21 protein-coding genes are annotated in these 24496 nt (G+C 38.3%); 4 read left to right on the top strand and 17 right to left on the bottom strand.

What is annotated here, in order from left to right:
- The first annotated feature begins 99 nt into the window (after positions 1–99).
- The gene (locus tag OGI71_RS25165) at positions 100–939 is read left to right on the top strand and encodes a sulfurtransferase (RefSeq protein WP_282252865.1); all 840 of its coding nucleotides are present in this window, start codon (positions 100–102) and stop codon (positions 937–939) included.
- Here OGI71_RS25165 and OGI71_RS25160 read toward each other — a convergent pair whose 3' ends face one another.
- The 4 genes from OGI71_RS25160 to gyrB all read right to left on the bottom strand — a co-directional run bounded on the left by OGI71_RS25160 (position 940) and on the right by gyrB (position 9078).
- Entirely contained in the window at positions 940–2841 is a 1902-nt protein-coding gene (locus OGI71_RS25160; protein ID WP_282252864.1) for an ATP-dependent DNA helicase RecQ, read from the bottom strand.
- Positions 2838–4928: a ComEC/Rec2 family competence protein gene (locus tag OGI71_RS25155; RefSeq protein ID WP_282252863.1), complete on the bottom strand. Its 2091-nt coding sequence runs from the start codon at positions 4926–4928 to the stop codon at positions 2838–2840. Before OGI71_RS25155 ends, OGI71_RS25160 begins: the two co-directional genes overlap by 4 nt.
- Positions 4925–6961: a hypothetical protein gene (locus OGI71_RS25150; protein WP_282252862.1), complete on the bottom strand. Its 2037-nt coding sequence runs from the start codon at positions 6959–6961 to the stop codon at positions 4925–4927. The genes OGI71_RS25155 and OGI71_RS25150 overlap by 4 nt, the downstream gene beginning before the upstream one ends.
- Positions 6962–7119: 158 nt before the next feature.
- Positions 7120–9078, bottom strand: coding sequence for a DNA topoisomerase (ATP-hydrolyzing) subunit B (gene gyrB / locus OGI71_RS25145; protein WP_282252860.1), 1959 nt, complete (start codon positions 9076–9078; stop codon positions 7120–7122).
- A gap of 191 nt (positions 9079–9269) precedes the next feature.
- On the opposite strand from gyrB, the gene OGI71_RS25140 reads away from it, so the two are divergent.
- Positions 9270–9887: an OmpH family outer membrane protein gene (locus tag OGI71_RS25140; RefSeq protein WP_282252859.1), complete on the top strand. Its 618-nt coding sequence runs from the start codon at positions 9270–9272 to the stop codon at positions 9885–9887.
- Between the two features lie 156 nt (positions 9888–10043).
- The gene (locus OGI71_RS25135) at positions 10044–10949 is read left to right on the top strand and encodes a CorA family divalent cation transporter (protein ID WP_282252858.1); all 906 of its coding nucleotides are present in this window, start codon (positions 10044–10046) and stop codon (positions 10947–10949) included.
- On the opposite strand, the gene tsaB is transcribed toward OGI71_RS25135, so the two are convergent.
- The 5 genes from tsaB to mscL all read right to left on the bottom strand — a co-directional run bounded on the left by tsaB (position 10944) and on the right by mscL (position 13159).
- A complete protein-coding gene (tsaB, locus tag OGI71_RS25130; protein ID WP_282252857.1) occupies positions 10944–11645 on the bottom strand; it encodes a tRNA (adenosine(37)-N6)-threonylcarbamoyltransferase complex dimerization subunit type 1 TsaB in 702 nt (233 codons plus the stop codon). The genes OGI71_RS25135 and tsaB overlap by 6 nt on opposite strands.
- A gap of 14 nt (positions 11646–11659) precedes the next feature.
- A complete protein-coding gene (gene yidD / locus OGI71_RS25125) occupies positions 11660–11914 on the bottom strand; it encodes a membrane protein insertion efficiency factor YidD (RefSeq protein WP_282252855.1) in 255 nt (84 codons plus the stop codon).
- Positions 11877–12293, bottom strand: coding sequence for a ribonuclease P protein component (locus tag OGI71_RS25120; protein ID WP_282252854.1), 417 nt, complete (start codon positions 12291–12293; stop codon positions 11877–11879). The genes yidD and OGI71_RS25120 overlap by 38 nt, the downstream gene beginning before the upstream one ends.
- A 60-nt stretch (positions 12294–12353) precedes the next feature.
- Entirely contained in the window at positions 12354–12512 is a 159-nt protein-coding gene (gene rpmH / locus OGI71_RS25115) for a 50S ribosomal protein L34 (protein ID WP_075991291.1), read from the bottom strand.
- A 239-nt stretch (positions 12513–12751) separates the two neighbouring features.
- Positions 12752–13159, bottom strand: coding sequence for a large-conductance mechanosensitive channel protein MscL (gene mscL / locus OGI71_RS25110; RefSeq protein WP_282252844.1), 408 nt, complete (start codon positions 13157–13159; stop codon positions 12752–12754).
- Between the two features lie 283 nt (positions 13160–13442).
- On the opposite strand from mscL, the gene OGI71_RS25105 reads away from it, so the two are divergent.
- Positions 13443–14084, top strand: a complete 642-nt coding sequence (locus OGI71_RS25105) for a response regulator transcription factor (RefSeq protein WP_120259589.1) — start codon at positions 13443–13445, stop codon at positions 14082–14084.
- A gap of 23 nt (positions 14085–14107) precedes the next feature.
- Here the strand turns inward: OGI71_RS25105 and OGI71_RS25100 are convergent, their stop codons facing one another.
- From OGI71_RS25100 to murD, 8 genes are all read right to left on the bottom strand, one after another.
- Positions 14108–15250: a sugar phosphate isomerase/epimerase gene (locus OGI71_RS25100; protein ID WP_282252843.1), complete on the bottom strand. Its 1143-nt coding sequence runs from the start codon at positions 15248–15250 to the stop codon at positions 14108–14110.
- 89 nt (positions 15251–15339) lie between these two features.
- On the bottom strand, positions 15340–17040 hold the full coding sequence (gene ftsZ / locus OGI71_RS25095; RefSeq protein WP_282252842.1) for a cell division protein FtsZ: 1701 nt from the start codon (positions 17038–17040) through the stop codon (positions 15340–15342).
- Between the two features lie 140 nt (positions 17041–17180).
- Positions 17181–18554 carry a cell division protein FtsA gene (ftsA, locus tag OGI71_RS25090; RefSeq protein WP_223580597.1) on the bottom strand — a complete coding sequence of 458 codons (1374 nt, stop codon included), beginning with the start codon at positions 18552–18554 and terminating at the stop codon, positions 17181–17183.
- A gap of 25 nt (positions 18555–18579) precedes the next feature.
- Positions 18580–19416, bottom strand: coding sequence for an FtsQ-type POTRA domain-containing protein (locus OGI71_RS25085; RefSeq protein WP_223580599.1), 837 nt, complete (start codon positions 19414–19416; stop codon positions 18580–18582).
- The gene (gene murC / locus OGI71_RS25080; RefSeq protein ID WP_282256165.1) at positions 19409–20764 is read right to left on the bottom strand and encodes a UDP-N-acetylmuramate--L-alanine ligase; all 1356 of its coding nucleotides are present in this window, start codon (positions 20762–20764) and stop codon (positions 19409–19411) included. The genes OGI71_RS25085 and murC overlap by 8 nt, the downstream gene beginning before the upstream one ends.
- Positions 20765–20773: 9 nt before the next feature.
- The gene (murG, locus tag OGI71_RS25075) at positions 20774–21877 is read right to left on the bottom strand and encodes an undecaprenyldiphospho-muramoylpentapeptide beta-N-acetylglucosaminyltransferase (protein ID WP_282252839.1); all 1104 of its coding nucleotides are present in this window, start codon (positions 21875–21877) and stop codon (positions 20774–20776) included.
- 14 nt (positions 21878–21891) lie between these two features.
- Complete coding sequence (locus tag OGI71_RS25070; RefSeq protein WP_223580602.1) at positions 21892–23091, bottom strand: FtsW/RodA/SpoVE family cell cycle protein; 1200 nt, start codon at positions 23089–23091, stop codon at positions 21892–21894.
- A gap of 31 nt (positions 23092–23122) precedes the next feature.
- Positions 23123–24496: a UDP-N-acetylmuramoyl-L-alanine--D-glutamate ligase gene (gene murD, locus OGI71_RS25065; protein WP_282252838.1), complete on the bottom strand. Its 1374-nt coding sequence runs from the start codon at positions 24494–24496 to the stop codon at positions 23123–23125.

Here is a 24496-nt window from a genome sequence, read left to right as displayed (position 1 = left end):
TTAGCATTTTCAATCCATAAAAAGAGGCTGTTCCAAAAGAACAGCCTCTTTGTTTTTAACGGTCTGCTTTGTAATTTTGTATACATAAGAACAATTGTTATGTCATTCAAATCAGCCTTAATTAGTCCATCCGAACTTCAGGATACATTGACAAGAGATGAAAATGTGATCCTACTAGACTGTACCATCGATAAGGTCGGTCAATCCTTAAAAGATTCAAAATTAGAATTACTGCCAAATTCACTATTTTTTGATATCGAGGGGAAATTTTCAGACCATGCTGCTAAATTGCCCCATACCTTGGTCTCTGAACAGCTGTTTGAGACAGAAGCGCAAGCATTGGGAATTGATCAGAATAGCATCATTGTTTTATATGATAGATGGGGGGTTTATTCCAGTCCACGTGCTTGGTGGATGTTTAAGGTAATGGGATTTGATCAGGTCTATATTTTAAATGGAGGAGTTCCTGCCTGGAAAAAAAACAAATTTGAACTAACAGACAATTATAAGCAGCAGCACAAAACGGGAAATCATAAGGCACATTTTCAAAAAAACCTTTACGCTGACAAAGAGTATATCTTAGCACATTATAAGGCGCCAGAAGTAAGTATTTTCGATGCTAGAAGTAAAGGAAGATTTACCGGCTTAGTTGCGGAACCCCGTAAAGGCCTTAATGGCGGACATATTCCCCATTCGAAAAACCTACCTTTCGAAGAATTGCTTGATGGTATTTATTATAAACAAGTTGACGACCTTAGGCAGCAATTCGATCAATTTAAAACAACAGAAAATGAATACATATTTTCCTGTGGTTCGGGGGTAACAGCTTCTATCCTTGCCTTTGCATCGTATATTTCAGGGCATACAAACATACGTGTATACGATGGTTCCTGGTCTGAATGGGGCAGAGAAGAACTTAACCTCCCAATAGAAAAATAATCAAAATAAAGTATTCCAGGAATAGAGCTTGTCCTCCAAACGAATTACTTCGGCATCCAGTAGGTCACGGACAATCTCTATTCTTCTTTTTTCAGTTCCGAGGGTCAAACTGTCAATCAGATCATGAAGACTTTTAGGTGCCAACAACAAGCTGTTTTTTATCTCTTCCTTAATTTTAGTTCGCTGGCTTTCTTTGTGTATACGCATTAAACATAGATCACATACCTGACAAAAACCCGCATTCTTTTCGCCAAAATAAAGCAGTAAGGACTGGCTGCGGCAATGGGATTTTTCGATATAATCTATCATTCCATTGACCTGTTCCCCTTTGACCTGATGGCGGTCGCGAATAAAGATATGATCGATGTACAGGTGTTTGTAGTCCACACGATTTTGCAAAAATGTCAACTGTGGTGCATCCGTAGAAGGGAGATAACTTGCAATTTCCAATGCTTCCAGTGATTTTAAAAGCTCCACCACCCGACCGTATTGAACTCCAAGCTTGTTTGCAAATTCATATTCATTAATTAGTATATAATTCTCAAAAACTCCACCATAGGTACGTAAAATTGCCTTAATCAATTTATCATATTTCACATATTGCACTTGAACCTTATATAATTCTGTGCTATCAATTTCAAATTTGAAACGTGAGGGTATCGTTACCGCTTCTGACAATGTCAACCAACCATCGCGTTCCAAAAATTTCAGTGCATTCATGACCGGTACCAAAGGCAATTGATATTTTTTGGCAAACGTAACCACATCAAAATCTATCGTAAGACCTTCGCCCGCTCCATAGGGAATCTGGAAATGATTACACAAATAATGATAAGTCTGTTGAATGAAAGGGACATCCGGAAAACTGGCCTCCAATGTATCAACGAGTTTTTTTTCATCATTCTTTTGATAAAGGATAACTGGATAAGCTTTTTTACCATCACGTCCAGCCCTACCAGCTTCCTGGTAATAAGCTTCCAGCGAATCAGGCAGATCAAGGTGAATTACAAAACGAACATCAGGTTTATCGATTCCCATACCAAAAGCATTTGTGGCAACGATAACACGAACAGCATTAGTCATCCAGCCATTCTGCTTCTGATCACGCTCTTGTCCAGGCAGTCCTGCATGATAGTAGTCTGATGATATCCCATTGTTGATTAAAATACGTGCTATTTCCTGCGTCTCTCTCCGATTTCGAACATACACGATACCTGATCCACCCAGTTTATGAATAATACGTACCATCCGCCCCATTTTGTCTTCTTCCTCAATAGCCATATAAGCTAAGTTATCTCGAAGAAAACTTTTGACAAATACATTCTCCTGCGGAAAATTGAGTTTCTTCTGTATATCGACAATCACCCGTTCAGTCGCGGTTGCGGTCAGTGCTAAAAATGGTACTTTAGGATGAAGCTCCTTCAGTTTCGATAACTCCAGATATGGCGGTCTAAAATCATAGCCCCATTGAGAAATACAATGCGCCTCATCGATAGCGAACAGATTGACGTTCATAAATCTGATCCGCTCCCTGACAAGATCATTATACAATCGCTCAGGAGATAAGTAAAGAAACTTTATTTTTCCATAGACACAATTATCCAAGGTAATATCCACTTCCCTCTTTTTCATTCCTGAATAAATAGCGACTGCCTGGATACCGTTTTTCCTCAAGTGTTCTACCTGATCTTTCATCAGCGCAATCAACGGTGTTACCACGATGCAGATTCCCTCCATCATCAATGCGGGCACCTGAAAACAAATGGATTTCCCCCCTCCTGTAGGTAATAAAGCTAGTGTATCTTTACCAGAAATAACTGACTGAATAATTTCTTCCTGCAATGGTCGAAATGATTCAAAACCCCAATATTGTCTTAAGATTGATATGCTATCTAAAATCATAAGCTCTCCTTATCCCAAACATACGCAAAATTATCTTTTATGATATAACTCTTTATCCTTAAACTGTCCAGTATGACCTGGGCTTGGAACGATTTCTTAAGGGAATTGGAGCCATCAAGGATAACCTGCTTGGGTGAAATTATACGCACTACAGTAGATAGTTTATGAACAGCATTCTTCCTAATAACCAATAGATCTGCTTGTGGTAGCGTATCTTTAAAATGCTCCATAACGACTACTTTTCCTATTGGTAACTCTATTAAATAATTATTCCTTGTAGCTTTACTATTTAATGGAATAAATTGAACATTATCTTTGGTGGCCAATACCCGGATTTCCCGACCACAAGCATATTGCAGGGCTTTATTATTTAACGAATCAAAAGTGCTGTAAATAACAGCATGTCTATTCCTAAAATAAGCTATGGTCAGCTCATTTCTTGTGTTATAAACCCGAAATCGCTCTGTATTTTTATTTATAACCTGATTGTGGATGTCTATGATGAGCATCCCTATAACACAAAGGAGTCCCAAATAATGATATTTTTTGTCTTTCCATTGATAGGCATATAAAAACGAAAAAATAGCGGCATACGAAAGGAAAAGAAGAACGTTATCAATGATATTGATATTGATAGTTGAAAAGGCCAAACGATCAATGGAATTCAGACAATAAAGCATAAATCTGATTAAATTTTCCAAGAGATTTCCCAAGATCTCATTTAACCAATCAATAGGATTGATCGTCATCACAAAACCCAGATACATTACTAATGTTGAAGGGAAGTCAACTAGTAGATTAGCCAGTAAAAAATAAGTAGGAAATTGTCCGAAATAATAGAGCGTAAGTGGTGTTGTCAAAATTTGTGCGGCAATAGAGATGCCAATAGTATCCCTAAAAAAACGCAGTACCGGATTTTTTGCAGCAATCATTTTTTCAAAAATTGGCAAAAATAATATCATGCCTAAAACCGCCAAAAATGAGAGCTGAAAGCCCACATTCGTAATCGCTCTAGGAGACAAGAGCAAAATAACTGTTGCGGCAGCCACCAACGCATTTAAAGTCGAACTATTTCGTTTAAAATACTGTGCGGATAAAACAAAGCTTATCATAATCGCAGCACGAACAATAGGTGGATCTAAGCCCGTAATAAAAGCATATAACCAAATAATGGAAAATGTTATTACAACAGGCACCCAGTTCAACATTAACGGCCAGGGAATATATCTAAACACGAGTGATAAAAAACCGAAAAGCACTGCCACATGCATTCCAGAAACGCTCAATACATGTATCGTTCCCGTATTTGTAAATGTCCTTATGGTATCTTCATCAAGATTATTACGAAAACCATATATCAAAGCAGCTACAATAGAGAAGTGTTCCTCTTTCTCAAAATAATTCCGCAGTTTTTTTAAAAAATATCCCCGTATTTCTAGAGCTATACCAGTAATATCAGCGGATTGGGAAGCTCCTTTTTCGATTATGGTATGGCTATCCGTTCGTAAGAAAATTTGATGATAGATATCAGCTCTTTCCAAGTGTTCTTTATAGTCAAACTCGAGTGGATTCAATGGCGGTGGCACACTCACCATTTGACCCTTTAACCAAATCCGATCGGCGTATTGAAACCGGCTTTTCGCGATAGATTTTAAGGCGACCATGATTTTGCCTGTAGTTGCTATAAAACTTCCTTGGCTATAACCACCCACTACCTCAGCTGAAAACCGAATGACACCGGACTTAGCTTTAGGTTCCTCGATAATATCTAAAACATAGCTATCCAGATGAAAATGCGAAAAATGATTTTCAGTATAAAGCGGGTCGTTACGCCAAAATTGCCATACGCTAAATAACAGGACTAGCATATAATATCCGATAAGATAGCTATGTTTAGACAATCTTCCTTTGAGTATATAGCAACAAAGCGTTATTCCTGTTAACAAAACCAAGCTATGTTGCAGGTATTGAAACCATGTCAACGAGAGCTTCAGCATTGGAGCGACAAAGAGACCAATAGTGTAAACCAAAGCAATCTTTAGTATAGGAATTCGTTCCAGCTTTTGATAAAAACTCAGTTGCATCATAATTGCCATCTCAATTGTACCTTGATCTCGGACTTTCTGTTACCGCTGATCTCATCCAATCCTGCACCTATTGTGTCTTTATCGGGGTAATAGTAAATACCATACTTTGTCCATATATCGAGATTATGGTTTATTCTATATCTTAAGTTCAAATATGCTCGCCAACCTTTCATATTATACATTCCAAATCCTGAAGCATATAAGACATCGTTCTCATAAGCATAGATCCGATTGTCATAAGTATCGGCTTGAAAATAGGCTATCCGTGTATTTAATTGAATCTTTCCGACATCAGGCTTCCAGAAAACATCCTGATAAAATAGATAGCCAAGACTATTATCCTCATATTCTTTCTGGAACAGATTAGCCTCAGCTCGGGAACGAATAGTCCAGATACGATTCAATTTATATTGAAACTCTATACGTACCTGTTGCTTTGAGCTATTTATCAGTCCTGATTCAGTTTGCCCCTCTCCTATATAGTTTGTCTGTTTTAATCGATTTCTATACCTTAAAGCAAGTTGTCCTTTCTTGTACCATATATAACTGAGCTGACTAAAAAAGTCCGCACCTACAGATCCGGTATCAGCTTGAAATTTAGCTTCTGGGAAGCTAAATAAATCAATATAACTGGACCAAACTAACTTTCTTGCCAATTGATAGGTTAGTCCTGCATAAATTCCCTCTTCATTTGAGGTGTTACTCGATTCACCAAAACCCTGCCCATAAAGAGTATGGTAATTTTTCCTATAATTCCGAGCAAGAACAACAGTAGATAGTCGTGGGTGTAAGCTGACGATTGACCCCAATAGCATAGCCGAGCCACCATCTAGGCTACTGGCGTATTCTCCAAATAGATGAGCATTTCGGAACGTATAATTGGTATACAGACTTATATTTTGCAGCACATCGCCTTCGAAATCATACTGCTGTCTTTTGCCCGTCCCTTTGAGCTTAATCGCATCCAATTGAGATTGATTGAAATTAACTCCTATTTTGAAACGATTGTATCGCCATAAAACATTCATTCCATAGGTCATTTGATGTGCAGCATTTCTATAGCGTTGCTCAGTTGCTGTTCGGTGTAATCCTGATTTCGCAATCGTCTTAATTACCCTAGATTCTATATCATCGGCTACATTGGCGTCGATGTTCTGATATGAAAAATATGGTGTGATCTCAAATCGCTGCAGCTGTAAGGTTCCAGTAATTCCACGCATAAAATTAACCTCATTTAATGACGTATATTGCTTCACCCCGATTCCCTGTCTGGCGGTATTTTGTACGAGCCCCCCCTTACCAAAGCTCAAACCATTCCACATGCTAAGTCCCTGACCAAATTGCAATGCATAATCTCCAAAGACAAGGTTGCGAACTGGACCAATAGACTTAACGAATAGACTTACTCCATAAAAATCAAATCCCAGTTTTTGCTTATCCTTAAAAAATGGCTCGCCAGCATCCTTTTCCATATTTATCGCTAAGCGAATTTTATCTTTTAGATTTGCCCGATATCGGATGGCATATCGGTTGGGGTCTCCCAGATACCGAGATCTTGTGGTATCTATAATTTGGTATCCTTTTGTTTTCTCTAAGGTCCGTCCGTATCGCAACATAAATTCGTGTGATACATCATTGAATTTGCTTCCCGCAAATGGACTAGCCTCTCCGACTTTAACGAAAGGCAACAATAAGCTCACAATCCGTGTATTAAATCCCTCAATGGACTGGATCTCCAGGACATTGATAAAGTTGCCAGAAACCTGACGATGCTCAATCAACCGCTGCAACAATAAAGGATCTATAAATTGTAATTCGATTAGTTCTGTCCCATCAGTCTTATTCAGATCAATCTGATTTTTTAAATAGTAGGTCCATTTTTCACTTAGTTCACTTAAATCGATGTCTTCGGGTAGTTCCTCCGATAAACTTTCAAATAGCTCTTCAAGGTTGATTTTTTCATTTGTTTGCGCCATACAGGTTATCCCAATAAAATAACCTATAAAGAGCAAAATTTTGCTACAATATTTCATAATAGGTTCTATTAAATATTGGCTATCCGTTGGTTGAAGAAGCACTTATCCCCGGCAGAAAAATGATTCCTCTGTATTAAGTTAGAAAATAAAATAGAATAAAAAAAGGTCTGATGAAATTTTTCATCAGACCTTCTTTTTTAGCTATAAAATTGTTATTAGATATCAATTTTTGCGTAGCGTGCATTTTTCTCAATAAATTCACGACGAGGTGCAACTTCATCTCCCATTAACATCGAGAAAATACGGTCACATTCGGCTGCGTTTTCAATAGTTACTTGACGCAATGTACGTGTTTCAGGGTTCATTGTTGTATCCCATAATTGCTCCGCATTCATCTCACCTAGACCTTTATAACGCTGTACATGTACACTATCTTCTTTACCTGTTCCTTTTAGGCGTTGAATAGCATTAATACGTTGGTCCTCATTCCATGCATACTCATGTTCTTTACCCTTTTTCACAAGGTACAAAGGAGGAGTAGCAATGTACACATATCCTCTTTCGATCAATTCTTTCATATATCTAAAATAGAATGTCAGAATCAAAGTCGTAATGTGGGAACCATCCACATCGGCATCGGTCATGATAATGATACGGTGGTAGCGTAATTTATCAATATTCAACGCTTTGGCATCTTCAGCGGTACCAACGCTTACACCTAAAGCAGTAAACATATTTTTGATCTCTTCATTTTCATAGATCTTATGTTCCATTGCTTTTTCAACGTTCAGGATCTTACCTCGTAATGGCATAATGGCTTGGTGCTTCCGGTCACGGCCAGACTTAGCTGTACCGCCCGCAGAATCCCCCTCGACAAAATAAATCTCACATTTGGTAGGGTCATTATCTTGACAATCGGCCAATTTACCTGGAAGCCCGGAACCGCCCATTACAGTTTTGCGTTGTACCAAGTCACGAGCTTTACGTGCTGCTGCACGCGCTTGGGCTGCGATAACAACCTTTTGAACAATAGATTTCGCTTCACGTGGGTTTTCTTCAAGGTAAACACCTAAAATCTCACCAACAGCCACATCTACAGCTCCCATTACCTCGGAGTTACCTAACTTGGTTTTTGTTTGTCCTTCAAATTGAGGCTCAGCAACCTTCACCGAAATGACAGCAGTCAATCCCTCACGGAAATCATCACCAGTAATTTCGACTTTTAAGTTTTTAAGCAAACCTGATTTATCAGCATATGCTTTCAAGGTACGTGTCAAACCTCTGCGGAAACCCGCTACGTGTGAACCACCCTCGATCGTGTTGATATTATTTACATAAGAATGGACATTCTCAGAATAAGTATCGTTATATTGTAAAGCCAACTCCACAGGAATACCTTGTTTAATTCCCTCTACATAGATTGGCTCAGGAATCAATGCTTGACGTGTACCGTCCAAGAATTTGACAAATTCTTTCAAACCACCTTCAGAATGGAAAGTTTCTTTCTTTTCTGAACCGTCTTCGTTAGTTTCACGCTCGTCATCCAAAGTCAGGCTTACTCCTTTATTCAAGAATGCAAGCTCACGAAGTCGATTGGCCAAAGTATCGTAATTATATACTGTGGTCTGTGTGAATATTGTTGCATCCGGATGGAATGTTACAATTGTACCTGTCTTATCAGAGACACCAACTTCTTTTACATCGTATAAAGGTTTACCGATTTGATACTCTTGTTGGTATACTTTTCCATCGCGGTGTACCTCAGCTTTCAAAAGTGTAGACAATGCGTTCACACAAGATACCCCCACACCATGTAGACCCCCAGATACTTTGTATGTATCTTTGTCAAACTTACCACCAGCATGTAATACCGTCATAACGAGTTCCAACGCTGATTTATTCTCTTTTTTGTTGATTCCGGTAGGGATACCACGACCGTTATCCCGAACAGAAATTGAATTGTCTTTATGGATAGTAACAAAGATATCTGTACAGTACCCTGCTACAGCTTCGTCGATTGAATTGTCTACAACCTCGTATACCAAGTGGTGTAATCCTTTTACACCGGTATCACCAATATACATGGATGGACGCTTACGAACCGCCTCTAAACCCTCTAATACCTGAATATTATCGGCCGAGTAGGTGGATGCATTTTTCTTTTCTTCGCTCATTGAAAAACTGTTAAATGTAATATTCAAAAATACGAAATTTTGACCGATTTATCAAGTCTGCGGTGAAGTATTAAACGGATAATCCCAAACAATCAAATGGTCGATAATTTTACTTTTTTATGGTTAAAAATTAGAATTTCGATTTTTTTATGTTAGGTTTGTTTCAGTATTAATTCGCAAATAATAAAAAAATGAACACTATATTTTCAATTGTATCGAAAGTTTCCTTTGGTCTTTTATTGGCTGGAACAATCGTATCATGTAATCAAGGTGCGAAAACGCAAAATGAACCCTCCAAAAATGATTCAAACGCTGTAAGCAAAGAGAGTCAAGGCAGCAACAAGGATAAAATCGTTTATTTAAATTCTGATTCACTTTCGGAAAAATATCAATATTTTAAAGACATCAAATCAAAGCTTGAAAACAAAGTAAAAAAAGCGCAAGCTGATCTTCAAGCTAAAAGTGCTGCGTTTCAACGTGAGGTTGCTGACTATCAAAAAAATGCCGCTACAATGTCTGCTGCAGATAGACAAGCTACCGAACAAAAATTAGCGCGTAAACAAGATGAGTTGGCAAGATTAGATCAGACGGCTTCTTCATCCCTCGCCAAAGATGAGTCAGAAGAATTCAACAACGTGTACAATAAAATCACTGAGTTTTTGAAAAAACATGCTTCAGATAACGGTTATAAACTTGTACTGACTTATTCTAAATCTAATCCTACTGTATTATATGCTGATCCTTCTCTGGAAATCACCAATGAAGTAATCAAACAGTTAAATGACGAATACAAATCTTCCAACAAATAAGAAGACTAAGATAAATATCAGGAAAGCCATCATAACATTTGATGGCTTTTTTGATTTATTAAGCTTCCGAGCCTACTGATTAAAAAGCCCCCCTTTCTGCAAGTATTGGCAACAAACAAAATTGTTTAGTATCTTGTCTTTGTATAAATTAGATTTATGATCAAAACGATTGTTGAAAAAGAAATCGCAAATTACGAATGGATTGATATCTCCGAGCCTACCTCAGAAGATTTTGCGTTCATCAAGGAAAGATATAATCTAAATGATGCCTCCATTAAGGATTCCAAGGAACCGGATCATCTCCCTAAAATTGAAGAATTTGAAAACTACACGTTTGTTATTCTCCGGGTCATGTCTGATAATTTCAAAGAGAATTCGGACAGTATCGGTGAAGTAACAGATCGCCTAACAATCTTCTATGGAAGTGATTTTGTAATCACTGTACACAAACGTCGTATTGAATTTTTAGAGAAGCTCAAAAACATTGAATTTACGAGCGTAAAGACAAAAAATAGCCGAAAACTGGCTGTATTTATTACTACAGCTGCGGTTTTCACTTTTAGCAAGACATTGGAACAATTATCCACACGCATTGATTCTTACGAAGAACTGATCTTTCTGAAACGCATGAAGCAACAGCCTGTACTGAAAAATCTATATTTCATCAAACGGCAAATAGATGTCGCCAGAAAGGTTATTTTCTTGTATAAGGAGGTCATCGAACATTTTCATTCGTCCTCCAAAAAAGACGTATACACGCGAGACTTAAAAGATCTTCAGATACGCACCTCGACATTGTATGAAAACTTATCTGAGAATGTTGCGCAATTATTGAATGTATTCTTTAATATATCATCAAATCACACGAACGAAATCATGCGTATTTTGACGATTTTCTCAGTCTTTTTTATGCCGATTACATTTGTGGCTGGAGTATATGGAATGAATTTTAAAAATATGCCAGAACTGGAATGGTATTATGGTTACCCCATTGCTATGGCAATCATGGTTGCTATTTCGATGGCCATTTACTTATGGTTCAAAAGAAAAGGTTGGCTATAAGCCAACCTTTTTCTTTGTCATTACCACAAAGTCTTTCAGATAGAAAGGCTCAAAATAGGCTACATCCTCGAATTCTTTATTTTGAAATTTATCAAACGCCAATTGTGATAAAAATGCAGCCGAATCTTTAAACCCCAACTGCACATTCACCCGTTCGTTAGTATCAAACAATATATCAAATTTATCAGCACCTGAGCCAAATAGATTAACACGATTGTATGTAGTCAACAGTTCTTCATAATAATCAGCGTCAATTATTTCTGCCGAAGTAGGTTTTACAAGGTCACGCTTATGGTCATAAATTGCAGAATATACTTCCATGCGACGTGCATCCAACATTGGTATAAAAGCTTCGTTTTCTTGCAGTCCAAATTGCTCTTGATATCCAAAAAACAATGCTTCAAGCGTATTGATCGCAATCATAGGTATATCTAAACCATAACAAAGACCTTTTGCTGTGGACACCCCAATACGCAGCCCTGTATAAGATCCCGGTCCCATGCTCACCGCTATCGCGGCCAGTTCTTTCATAGAATGCTCTGTTTCAGACAAAATTTGCTCAATCAAAACAGTCAGTTTAGCAGCATGCGCATTAGGTTCATCAAGATCTATCACAGCCAATGTCTGTCCATTTTCACTTAAGGCAACCGAACAAACGGTGGTTGAGGTATCAATTTGTAAAATTAAATTATTCATCGTTTATATTGAGATCAAGGTACAGGATCATGGCCATGGCCGCCCCAAGGATTACAACGTCCAATTCGCTTCAAAGCCATCCACCCACCTTTAAAAGGCCCATATTTTAGAATAGCCTCCTTGCCATATTGAGAACAAGTAGGTGTATACCGACAATTGGCGCCCAAAAATGGTGAAATAAACAATTGATAGAAACGAATAATAGTTAAGAAAATAAAACTAAAGAAAGGTTTAATTCCCTTTTTCCAAATAAGCATCAGCACATTCATCCTGTAATTTTTTCAGCATTTTATTCATCGCGGTATGGAACACATCATATGCTAAGATTTGTTTGCCCACGTACTGAATAGCTAAATACAAAGTTACATTATGTTTCAACAAAAAAGGAATCAAATCATTCGATTTCTGGAGACGATAGCCTTCACGCATCATACGCTTTATCGTATTGCGATCTACTGCTCTTTTGAACCTACGTTTGGAAACGGATATAATAGACTGACAGGGGGGTGAATTTTCAGTCTCACTGTTTTTTTCGAATACAAAAACAATTCTAAAAGGGTACAAAACAAAAGAAGAACCGCTTTTAAAAAGCGTATCAATACGCCTTTTCGCACATAACCGTTCTTCTTTTGTAAATGTATTTCTCATACGATGACTTAATCTTATCAGAAAAAGCTCTTATAAGCGGCCACCGATCCTTGTCAAAGATTAACCTTTGTGACGGTATTCGTCAGACACTGTAAGACGTTTTCTACCTTTAGCTCTACGTGAAGCTAATACTCTTCTACCGTTTGCAGAGCTCATGCGCTCTCTAAAACCGTGTTTGTTTCTTCTTTTTCTTTGCGATGGCTGAAATGTTCTTTTCATGACGCTATTATGCTAATTTGTTCTTACTTCAATTAATACAAAACTCCCCAAGAGGAATGCAAAAGTAAAGTTTATTTTAGACAAAAACAAACAATATTGAGAACATTTAGACTTTAAGTAAAAAGTCATCTCTAATTTATTCATTGACAGCCTAAAAAACCAATTTACAAATTGCACAAGAATAAAAAACAGAGAAGTGGTACTCCTCTGTTTTATTCGAAATCAAATAAAATTTGAAATTATTTAGTTTTCAGAATATCTCTGATCTCTGTCAACAATGTTTCTTCTTTTGTTGGTGCAGCTGGAGCGGCAGGAGCAGCCTCCTCTTTGCGTTTTAACGAATTTAATGCTTTAATAACAGTAAAAATACATAATGCAACAATTATAAACTGGATGATCACATTGATAAAATTCCCATAGTTAATAGAAACTTCAGCTTGCTTTGTGGCCTCGTCCGCAACTTTAAGTATAATTTTCTTGGATGAAAAATCTACGCCACCTGTTAAATAACCTATGGGCGGCATGATAATATCGTCAACCAATGAGGTAACAATTTTACCAAATGCCCCACCGATAACAACACCGACAGCCAAATCAACAACGCTTCCGCGCATTGCGAACTCTTTAAATTCTTTTAAAAATCCCATATTAAAACCATTTAATCTTTTAAAATTTTACCAAAACTAGTAATTGTCACATAAATCTAATTAAAATAAACCACTTTTTTATCGCGAGTCTTTATTGTCGTATATTTTTCTATCTTAAATCCTATTTTTAAAATTATGACCTAAAACGATATGCTCAAGTTTTTTATTAACTTAATTTGCTATATTTGCTCGTTAACTAGGGCAAAATATCAAGATATATTGTATATTGATAGTACTTTAAATTTCGTACGGTAATTAAAGCCCAGAATAATATAAAGTATCTATGAAGAAGATTCTTATTGCAGACGACCACGGTATTGTACGACTCGGAGCTTCCGTTATTATTAAGGAGACCCTTAAAAAAGCGGAAATATTTCAAGCCGAAAATTTCGACGAGGTACTAGAAAAGATAAAACTGGAAGATTTCGATCTATTATTACTGGACATCAATATGCCAGGAGGAAATAATATTAGAGTTGTTGAAGAAATCCTACAGATTCAACCTACTATAAAAATTCTAATTTTCTCATCTTATGATGAATCATTATATGCTTTACGCTATATTGAAGCTGGAGCAGTAGGCTATCTCAATAAAACTACCGCGATGGCAGAATTGAGTCACGCTATATTAGCTATCCAAGAAAGAGGTAAGTATATGTCGAGCAATGTACAGGATTTATATGTCCAAAAATTGACTCAGAGTAAATCCGAACTCACGAAATTAAATCCATTGGCACGCTTGTCAAACAGAGAGGTAGATGTGGCAAAACAACTGATCAAAGGTCTAGGAATCATTGAGGTATCGGGTCTACTTGAGCTGAGCCCATCAACTGTAAGCACCTATAAAAGCAGAATATTTGAGAAATTAAATGTTTCCAATATTCCTGAGCTAATTGAACTTTTCAGAATACACTCCAACAATTAGAATGTTGTTGGAGTGTATTTTTTTTAGATTAGATCATCCATCGTAATAACCGGAATATCTTTTGCATTGATATCTTTTAAAGGTTCAGATTTTTTATAAGCGTAACCAACCTCAGCTTCCAAATCCCATAACATAGGAGCTAAGAAATTAAGACAAGTCGTAAATCCCTGTACTGTTGCTGAGAAATCACCCGTATCTTTTGAATTTTTTGCCTCATTTTCAATTTCAAATGGCCCTTTGAATCCACGTTCCTGAAGTAGATCAACAAAACCACGCCAATCCATGCTATCTGATCCACCAAATCCCGGAAGCATCGCTTCATAGTGATGTCTATCCCAGTCATGCCCCGGAATACTCACATTTGCTTTTTTTGCTAGTTCAGCATCGACATGTTGCATGGGATACATTCCACCCCAGTCTACACGAGCAGTTGTTTGCAGATTTCGCGTAGTTTTCACATGTATACGCTGCAATCTACTGATATCAGTATTACGAATGACGTCAATTGGGTTTGTATTTTGCCAAACATCATGTGAAGGATCGTAAATTTCACCATGTGCTTTACTAGGCACCATTGCATACATCAATTTACGTGCTGCCAAGACGGCAGGCAAGTTGTTGTAGGTAGAACTATACCTTGAAGAACGCCAGCCCTCCATAGGACAGTTTTCATATAGTATTGTTACCCCAAGACTCTCAGCGTAATTAACAATTGGTGCAAATACGCGTTTATATTCATCCAGGTTTTTCTGAAATCCATCTAGCTGATTTCCCAATTCGTGATTATAACCGACGAAAGTACCAACTTTGACATTATTCTCATCACCACCCAGCAAATGGGCAATCCGGATCAATTTTAATAGGTGATTCTGGTTTTTCACACGCTGTTCGGGATCTCCTCCAATCATATTCTCAAAGGCTCCAAGCGAAAGCTTTAAATCGGCCTGATTAAACAATTCTAGCGTCTCTTTAGCTTTTACTGGTGTAAATCCCTCATAGTCCAAATGTGTAGCTGTATGGTCCTCACGCGTGCCATCTTTTCTAAAAACACAAAGGTCAATTCCACCGGCGCCAATTCTTTTTGTTGTTTGAATCAATTCTGGTAGTGACAATTTATCAAAGGCAGAACTCATCACCCATACAGGGTTATTTAATTTTTTAGTCATAGCTTGTATAATTGTATTATATCGGTATTTAAAGATACTAAAAAAGCCATCCGATTGGATGGCTTTTTTAGTATTTTATGTCAATTCGATTAATCTACATTGTCGTGTAAAAATGAATTATTTGGTCGAATCTCGGTATTTCCATCCTCAAATGACAATGTAAAGCGAGAGACTTGTGACTGCGAAGAATGTGGTGTATCCTCCAATGACATTTGCTTTCTTTTGTAAGCTGGCTCATTTTCCAACTCATGAAGACCATTCGAAGATTTCAATTTCATGCTTAGTTCTTTCAAGCGCAGGATACGCTCTTTTGTACGTACCAATTGATCCTCAAACGAAACCTGCTCTTCTTCGACCTGAGGCACTTCGATCTGCTCATTGGTTGTGCTAGAAGAAAACGTAGGTCTTTCATCATAGTCTGATGATGATGGAGCAGCATATGAATCAAATACTGTCGGCATTTGAAACTGAAAAACAGAAGGTGAAGTTTTCAATTGAAAATCACTTTCAGCAAATGGAGTTTCCTCTTCATAAGCGCCATCAAACCCCAAATCATGACGTATTACCTGTGGTTCTTCAATCACTACTTGCTGTTGTTGCACAACATTTTTAGGAGAAGTAAATAAGTCAGACTGCAGATTATTCGGCGTTGGTGTATTTGTTGAAGGAGCTGGTGTATCCACACGTTGAACCGGAGTGACAAAACTATTGGCAACTGGCGCTTCCTTTGGAGCCACCTGAGAAACAGGTTTAACAAAAGAATTTACCGGTTCAGGTGTCAAGGGCATAGATACTTTTGTATTTTCGCGCTCTTTATCACGTTCTTCCGAAGTCTGAAAACCTGTTGCGATAATTGTTACTGACAATTCATCTTCAAAGTTTTCGTCAATACAATTACCCCAGATCAAATCGGCAGACAAGCCTGCTTTTTCTTGAATATAATCTGTGATGATTGCAACTTCATCCATAGTTACCTCTTTTGTTCCAGAAGTAATATTCAATAAAATATAACGAGCCCCTTCGATCTCATTGTCTTTCAACAATGGAGAAGCCAAAGCACCTTCGACTGCACGTAATGCACGATCTTCGCCTTCGGCAATCGCATTACCCATAATCGCTACACCACTATCGTTCATAACCGTACGAACATCTTTAAAATCGACGTTTACATAACCAGGGATAGTGATAATTTCGGCGATACCTTTTGCTGCCGTCGTCAATATATCATCAGCTTTTGCGAAAGCTGCTGTCATCGTTAGATTTCCAAAGATTTCGCGCAAGCGATCATTGGAGATAACAAGATAAGAGTCTACATATTTACGTAATTCCGAAAGTCCCTCTTCCGCTTGTGAGCGACGACGTTTACCTTCGAACGTAAATGGTGTGGTAATGATTGCAACAGTAAGAATCCCCAATTCCTTAGCGGCCTTAGCCAAAACGGGGCTTGCTCCAGTACCTGTACCACCACCCATACCAGCAGTAATAAACAACATTTTGGTATTGGTGCCCAACATGCGTTTGATATCTTCAATACTTTCGATAGCGGAATTTTCACCTACATCAGGATCTGCTCCAGCACCCATACCTTCGGTTAGACTTATTCCCAATTGAACTTTATTTGGGATCGGGCTTAACTCCAATGCCTGCGCATCAGTATTACACACGATAAAATCTACCCCACTAATTCCTTGTTTATACATGTGGTTTACGGCATTGCCGCCACCACCACCAACCCCAATAACCTTGATTATTGAAGATTGCTCTTTTAACATTTCAAACTGTATTGACATAACTTATCCCTATTTAACTTATAATGAACACGATATCAAAATGAACCAAACCCACTATATGTAATGTAATAATAATATAATTTCAACAAAAGTTTTCCACATTTGTGAAATTGTGGAAAACTTCAACCATTGTGGAAAACTTACTTTTTATCTAAAAAACTTGCGTCATCAATTTCGTTACCATCCTTAATAAATCGTTTGAACCATGACAACAATCCTTGCTCTTTTTGCTGTTGTTCCGAAACTTCTTTCGTGGTTGTGGTCGCCTGCACTTTTTTAGCAGGAGCATGCACTTCTCTACGACTATCCTCCTCTTCTTCATGCGATTGAATCCCTTTGATCAACAAGCCAATACTTGTTGCGTATAATGGGCTTTTCAATTCTTCAAATAGTGGTTTCGGTAATACCTCATTCTTCGAAAGATACTCGTTGGGAAAACCGACACGACAATCTATTCCGGTAATGTACTCAACGAGTTGTACCAAATGCTTCAATTGAGCTCCACCTCCTGTGATAACGATACCACCTATCAGTTTATTTTCATAACCAGAAGATTTGATCTCGTAATACACGTGCTCGATAATCTCTTCCATTCTAGCTTGAATAATATAAGCTAAGTTTTTCACCGAAATTTCTTTCGGTTCACGACCTTTCAATCCCGGCACACAAATTACCTCATTTTCTTTATTTTCATCTGCAAGAGCAGATCCAAATCGAGTTTTCAGCAATTCCGCCTGCGAACGCAATACAGAACAACCTTGGCGAATATCTTCAGTCACAATATTACCGCCCAATGGGATTACAGCGGTATGACGAATAATTCCTTCATGGAAGATTGCAACATCTGTCGTTCCACCACCAATATCAACTAATACAACACCAGCATTTTTTTCATCTTCATCCAATACAGCTTCTGAAGATGCCAAAGGCTCAAGGATCAGTTCAGCAACTTCCAGGTTGGAATTATCAATACATTTTTTAATATTTTTGATATCGGTAACTCTTCCCGAAATAATATGGAAATTTGCTTCTATACGACGTCCAGCCATGCCGATAGGTTCGCGGATACCCGGTTCATTATCTACCGTAAACTCTTGAGGTAAAACATGTATAATTTCTTCTCCTGGAGGCAGTACCAGTTTATACATATCCGAAATCAACCGTTCGATATCTCTTCGAATGATTTCATCATCACCATCTGTTTTGGTAAATATTCCACGGTGTTGGATGCTCTTAATGTGCTGACCAGCGATCCCCACATTGACAACCTTAATATCAACATTAGATTGTGCTTCGGCAATTTCTACCGCCTCCAAAATACTTCCCACAGTCTTTTGGATATTGGCAACCACTCCCCTGCTCACACCAGCAGAGTCGGCTTTGCCCACACCTAATAATTCGATTTTGTTCCCTGAGCTACGTCTCCCAACCGTAACACAAATTTTGGTAGTACCAATATCGAGTCCCACGATAATTGGGTTCTCTCTTTCAATTTCTGCTGCCTTTGAGTTCATAATTTCCTGTATTGTTGCTGTATTACTATAATGTATTATTTGCTATTTTTTTCGTTTGATCATCTGAAAAGCTCCAATTTCCTCGCTTTTCACAAATGATCTGTCCTCCGTATTTTACATTCACCACACCATAGGCATTGATACCTACTTTTGGCATGATCTGCGTATAAAATGTTTTTAATAATTCAAACTTTTGTTCCAACGAATCGGCAGATCCAACAATCAATTGTTGTGTTCCGACACGGGGCACAAGTTCTATGTCATGGTCGGCATTCACATAAATCTGTACAACCTGGTTACTCCACAATTCATCCTTTCCAATAAACTCTGCCACCTTCACCAAATCTTTCACCAACGAAGTTGAGATTGTATCCAATGCCTCGTTGTATCCTTCAGCTATATTGCCAGTTGCAACCATGATGTGCGGGATATACTTTAATGTAGTCGGTATCTTTAAACCTTTGGGATCAACATAGAACTCACGTCCATTTTTATTGATAATCCGCATGACCGCTTCGCGCTGATCTATATTAATCTTTACTGTACCGTTCATATCGGCATGAATGCTTGCATTCGATACATAGGGCAATTTTTTCAGTGTCTTCTCCACGCGCTGAAAAGGAATACCATTGACCTTCTTCCCTACAAAACTTCCATAGTTTTGCTCAATCAATTTTGAAATATCTGCTTGATCAATAAAAGCCTCTGTACCTTCGATGACTATTTTCACGTCCTTACAAAGCTGTTGTTCATCACGTTTGCCCACAATGTTCATGATCACAACAACTACAATAACCCCAATAAAAAATAAGGTAAAGTAGAGTACACGATTCCATTGTATGTCACGTAATTTTTTAAGCATGTTCTAAAATCGCTTGTAATGGTTTTACCAATTTATCTATATCCCCTGCTCCTACTGTCACGATTAAATCCGGTTTTTCATTCCGTGCAAAATCTAATACCTCTTCGGCTGTAACAATCTGTTTATGCTGCGCTGTAATTTTATCCAACAACCAACTTGAGTTAACGCCTTCTATCGGAAGTTCCCGTGCTGGATATATTTCCATTAAGAGTAGATTATCCGCAGTAGATAACACCTCAGCAAACCCATCCACAAAATCTCTGGTACGCGTAAACAAATGTGGTTGAAATACAACATTTAGTTTCTTTGTTGGATACAATTTCCGCATTGAAGTCAAAAATGCCCGTAACTCTTCAGGATGGTGTGCATAATCGTCAATGTAAACCACCTCCGGTGTGCGGACAATATATTCAAATCGCCTTTTGACACCCTTAAATGTTGTCAAAGCAGTCTTAATTGCCTTGGTCGAAATTCCCAACAGACGTGCTACCGTAATTGCTGCAACAGCATTTTCAACATTGTGAATCCCAGGAATACCCAAATGAATATCTTCAATTTTTCCATTGGCATCCTGATAGTCGAAAAAGAACTCGCCTTCTCTTACGTGAACATTAGACGCATAAGCATCCGCCACTTCCTGACCAGAATAACTAATCTGACCCTTGAATTCCAGTCCTTTCCTTATTATACGTGTGCCACCATCAACAACCTTGTCCAAAAACAACTGGAAAGATTCAAGCAAATGGCTCTTATCACCATAGATATCCAAATGATCTGCATCCGAAGAAGTTACGATCGCGATATTCGGATGAAGTGTCAAAAATGAACGATCAAATTCATCCGCTTCAACAACTACGGTATTATTGTTTCCATAAAGCACATTGGTATCGTAATTAGAGCTGATACCGCCTAAAAAAGCAGAACAATCGTATCCCGAATCTTTTAACAAATGTGCTACCATCGTTGAGGTAGTCGTTTTACCATGTGTTCCAGCTACCGCAATTGTAAACCTGCTTTCACTAATGATACCGAGTACTTGTGATCTTTTATACAATACATGACCCTGAGATTCAAAAAACGCTTTAATCTTAGAATCCTTAGGAATCGCGGGTGTAAATATCACCAATGTAGCAGTTATAGGCTGATGGAAAATAGAATCAATAGAATTCACATCATCCTGATATGTGACCGAAATACCCTCTTTGACCAATGTTTTGGTCAATTCGGTTTCCGTACGGTCATATCCATTCACCTCACAGCCCAAATGCTTAAAATAGCGTGCAAGGCCACTCATGCCAATTCCGCCAATCCCGATCAAGTAAACTTGTTTTATCGCATCTAGATTCATACGCATTATCTATTTCTTATTTGCCAATTTATACACTTGCTCTGCAATCTGAATATCAGCATCCAGCTTACCAAGTATTTTTATATTTTCACTCAACTGCGCCACTTGATCCGGATTCCCGAATAAATCCAAGGCTGTTGGAATCAAAGTCTTTGCGGCATCTACATCTTTCACCAACAGTGCTGCATGCTTATTGACCAATGCCATTGCATTTTTAGTCTGATGATCTTCCGCAACATTTGGCGAAGGAACCAGAATAACGGGTTTCCCAACAACACACAGTTCTGAGATCGTTCCTGCTCCTGCTCGGCTAATAATCAAATCAGCCGCGGCATAGGCATAATCCATTTTTTGAAGAAATGCCATCATCTTCACATTCGCTGGAAGTTTTCCTTCCAAGTCCGTCCGAAGGGTATCGATATAAAAGCTACCACATTGCCAAATCACCTGTACCTCTTCATTACGCAGAGCATCCAAATAGGCAACGACGCTTTCATTCAATGTTCTAGCACCCAAACTTCCTCCTAGTACCAAGATTGTCTTCTTATGTTGATCCAATCCAAAGAACTCCAAAGCCTCAGCCTTTTTTCCCTCGATCGCAACAGACTCTCTTCGTATCGGATTCCCTGTCAACAATACCTTATCAGCTGGAAAAAATTGTTCCATTCCCTCATAGGCCACACAAATCTTTGCTGCTTTAGCACCAACCTTTTTATTTGTTACGCCAGCGTAAGAATTCTGCTCCTGAACAACTGTAGGAATTCCCAATTTATTCGCCATCATCAATAAAGGGCCCGAAGCAAAACCACCAACACCTACTGCAACATCGGGTTTAAAGTCCCGGATTATCTTTTTTGCCTTACGAAGACTCTTCATTAATTTAAACGGTAATAAGATATTCTTCCAAAGCTGTTTTCTATTGATTCCCTGAATATCAAGCCCAACAATAGTGTAACCTGCAGCGGGTACCTTATCCATTTCCATCCGACCATTAGCACCTACAAATAAAATTTCATTTGCAGGATCCATCGTCTTCAATGCATTAGCAATTGAAATCGCCGGAAAAATATGTCCTCCGGTACCACCCCCACTTATTATTATTCGAATTGCCATGCTCAATATATTGTTTAAGCTGGAATGGAGCCGATAACCACTTTTTTGGGTTTCGGTTTTTCATCCAACTGTTCTTTTCCTTTTAATTCCTCAATATTTCTACTCACGCTCAGGATAATTCCTAAGGCTACACTTGTAAACAAAATCGAAGTTCCTCCCATACTCACTAATGGTAATGGCACCCCAGTTACTGGCCCAAGCCCTACTGCTACCGCCATGTTTGCTAGCGCCTGTATGGTAAGACTGAAACCTAAACCAGCAGCCAAGAACGTCCCAAATGCTTTGGGACTCATCGTGACAATACGTATACATCGATACATAAAAGCCAAGTATAGAAATAGCAGGATCACCCCACCAACTGTACCATACTCCTCAATAATAATTGCATAAATAAAATCGGAATATGGGTGCGGCAATACATTCCGCTGAACGCTATTTCCCGGACCTTTACCAAAAAGTCCACCAGTAGCAATTGCGATCTTTGCGTTATTTGCCTGATAGTTCTTATCATCCTGGAATGAAACTGTTTTATCAACTTTTTCGGTATTAAAGAACGATTTCACCCGACTAATGTATGTTGTTTTACGTGGACCAAAAAAGATGACTAACATCAATAGCACTCCTCCGCCACAGCAAACAATAGCGATCTGTTTAAACGATATCCGACCAATTAGCAGCAGCAACACACTAACACCAAATAACATGAGTGCTGTAGACAAATTCGCCAAGGCGATGAGAATAAACACCCCACAAACTGAACCCATTATTGGCAAAAAGGACTTTTTAACATCCTTAATTTCTTCCTGTTTACGCGATAACATCCGTGCAAGAAAAACAATCAATGAAAGCTTGGCTAAATCCGAAGTTTGAAAGGTCAAGCCTATACCCGGAATAGTCAACCAACGACTAGCTTCATTGACCTTACTTCCAAACAACAAGGTAAACAACAATAGAGGAATTGTAATTCCCATCATGATCTTGGATATACCAGCGTAATAGCGATAATCCAATTTGTGAGAAAGGTACATCAAAATAAATCCCACTGCGATGATAGAAAAATGTTTCAACAGATACATTTCTGTCCCCCTTCCTTCTTTATAGGCCAGGGTTCCGACCGAACTGTATACAGCCAAAAGTGACCATCCCGATAAGATCATCACAATGATCCATATCCATCGATCACCTTTTAATTTAGACATTATGTTCTGTAGCATATCCTTCTCCCTTTATGGTTGTACCATTTATTTATAATTCCATTACAGCTGCTTTAAATTTATCACCCCGATCTTCGTAGTTTTTAAACCAATCAAAGCTCGCACAGGCTGGCGACAATAACACCGTATCACCCTTTTTTGCTAAATGTGAAGACAATATAACAGCATCCTGCATGGATGTACTGTTAACAATAATTTCAACATCCTGCTCAAAGGCCTTATGAATTGCCGCAGTATCTTTTCCTAAACAAACTATAGCATGCACTTTGTCTTTCACCAAATCAGCAAGCATCGTATAGTCATTTCCTTTATCTACACCCCCCAATAACAACACGATCGGTGTGGAAAAGCTCTCCAAAGCGTACCATACCGAATTAACATTCGTCGCCTTTGAATCATTGATGTAGTTTACACCACCAATACAGGCAACGTGTTCAAGACGATGTGGAATATTCACATACGATCCCATACTTTCTTTCATCGCTTGATTTCTCAATTCCTGCACTTTTGCAATCAATCCAGAAGCCATACTATTATAAATATTATGCTTCCCCTGCAATGACAATTCCTCAGTTCTCATAGTGAATGTATCGTTATTTGGTGTATTAATAATCATTGTTTTATTGGCAGTTAAATAGGCTCCCAATTCAACAAGCTGTTCTTGTGTAAAAGGTAAATAAGTCCCCTTACTATGATGTCTCTCCAATCCTTTGATCGTCTCAGGATCGTCTAAACAGTATATAAAATAATCTTTCTCCGTCTGATTTTGAATCATTCTGAATTTGGAATCCACATAATTCTCCATTTTATGGTCGTAACGATCCAAATGATCTGGCGTGATATTTAGAATTACAGCAATATCTGCTCTAAAATGGTACATATCATCCAACATAAAGCTTGAAATTTCCAATACGTAACAATCAAAATTTTCACGCGCGACCTGAAGTGCAAAACTTTTTCCAATATTACCAGCCAAACCAACATTAAGACCACCATGCTTTAGCATTTCGTATGTCAACATGGTTGTCGTAGACTTCCCATTTGATCCTGTGATACAAATTAATTTAGCAGCAGTATATTGGGCTGCAAATTCTATTTCGGCAATTACCGGAATATTTTTTTCCTTTAAGGCGACCACCAAGGGCACTGTCTCCGGAATTCCGGGGCTCTTGACAACAAGAGCAGCATTCAATATGCGAGATTCATCATGATTCCCCTCTTCGAAAGCAATGCCTTCCGTTTTCAATTGCTCCTTATAATGATCTGCTATCAGTCCTTTATCCGATACAAAAACATCATAGCCCTTTTCCTTTCCCAGGATTGCTGTACCCACACCGCTTTCACCTGCGCCTAAAACGACCAAGCTTCCTGATTGAGGGTAATATGCTGTTGATATATTTGACAT

Origin of the sequence: Sphingobacterium sp. ML3W (assembly GCF_029542085.1) — a bacterium.
Taxonomy (GTDB): Bacteria; Bacteroidota; Bacteroidia; order Sphingobacteriales; family Sphingobacteriaceae; genus Sphingobacterium.
Note: the sequence above shows the minus strand (reverse complement) of the source record. Positions and strands in the feature narration are given on the sequence as shown.

Coding starts and splice junctions, on each gene's coding strand:
- OGI71_RS25165 (WP_282252865.1), top strand. CDS start 100: ATGTCATTCAAATCAGCCTTAATTAGTCCATCCGAACTTCAGGATACA.
- OGI71_RS25160 (WP_282252864.1), bottom strand. CDS start 2,841: ATGATTTTAGATAGCATATCAATCTTAAGACAATATTGGGGTTTTGAA.
- OGI71_RS25155 (WP_282252863.1), bottom strand. CDS start 4,928: ATGATGCAACTGAGTTTTTATCAAAAGCTGGAACGAATTCCTATACTA.
- OGI71_RS25150 (WP_282252862.1), bottom strand. CDS start 6,961: ATGAAATATTGTAGCAAAATTTTGCTCTTTATAGGTTATTTTATTGGG.
- gyrB (WP_282252860.1), bottom strand. CDS start 9,078: ATGAGCGAAGAAAAGAAAAATGCATCCACCTACTCGGCCGATAATATT.
- OGI71_RS25140 (WP_282252859.1), top strand. CDS start 9,270: ATGAACACTATATTTTCAATTGTATCGAAAGTTTCCTTTGGTCTTTTA.
- OGI71_RS25135 (WP_282252858.1), top strand. CDS start 10,044: ATGATCAAAACGATTGTTGAAAAAGAAATCGCAAATTACGAATGGATT.
- tsaB (WP_282252857.1), bottom strand. CDS start 11,645: ATGAATAATTTAATTTTACAAATTGATACCTCAACCACCGTTTGTTCG.
- yidD (WP_282252855.1), bottom strand. CDS start 11,914: ATGAATGTGCTGATGCTTATTTGGAAAAAGGGAATTAAACCTTTCTTT.
- OGI71_RS25120 (WP_282252854.1), bottom strand. CDS start 12,293: ATGAGAAATACATTTACAAAAGAAGAACGGTTATGTGCGAAAAGGCGT.
- rpmH (WP_075991291.1), bottom strand. CDS start 12,512: ATGAAAAGAACATTTCAGCCATCGCAAAGAAAAAGAAGAAACAAACAC.
- mscL (WP_282252844.1), bottom strand. CDS start 13,159: ATGGGATTTTTAAAAGAATTTAAAGAGTTCGCAATGCGCGGAAGCGTT.
- OGI71_RS25105 (WP_120259589.1), top strand. CDS start 13,443: ATGAAGAAGATTCTTATTGCAGACGACCACGGTATTGTACGACTCGGA.
- OGI71_RS25100 (WP_282252843.1), bottom strand. CDS start 15,250: ATGACTAAAAAATTAAATAACCCTGTATGGGTGATGAGTTCTGCCTTT.
- ftsZ (WP_282252842.1), bottom strand. CDS start 17,040: ATGTCAATACAGTTTGAAATGTTAAAAGAGCAATCTTCAATAATCAAG.
- ftsA (WP_223580597.1), bottom strand. CDS start 18,554: ATGAACTCAAAGGCAGCAGAAATTGAAAGAGAGAACCCAATTATCGTG.
- OGI71_RS25085 (WP_223580599.1), bottom strand. CDS start 19,416: ATGCTTAAAAAATTACGTGACATACAATGGAATCGTGTACTCTACTTT.
- murC (WP_282256165.1), bottom strand. CDS start 20,764: ATGAATCTAGATGCGATAAAACAAGTTTACTTGATCGGGATTGGCGGA.
- murG (WP_282252839.1), bottom strand. CDS start 21,877: ATGGCAATTCGAATAATAATAAGTGGGGGTGGTACCGGAGGACATATT.
- OGI71_RS25070 (WP_223580602.1), bottom strand. CDS start 23,091: ATGCTACAGAACATAATGTCTAAATTAAAAGGTGATCGATGGATATGG.
- murD (WP_282252838.1), bottom strand. CDS start 24,496: ATGTCAAATATATCAACAGCATATTACCCTCAATCAGGAAGCTTGGTC.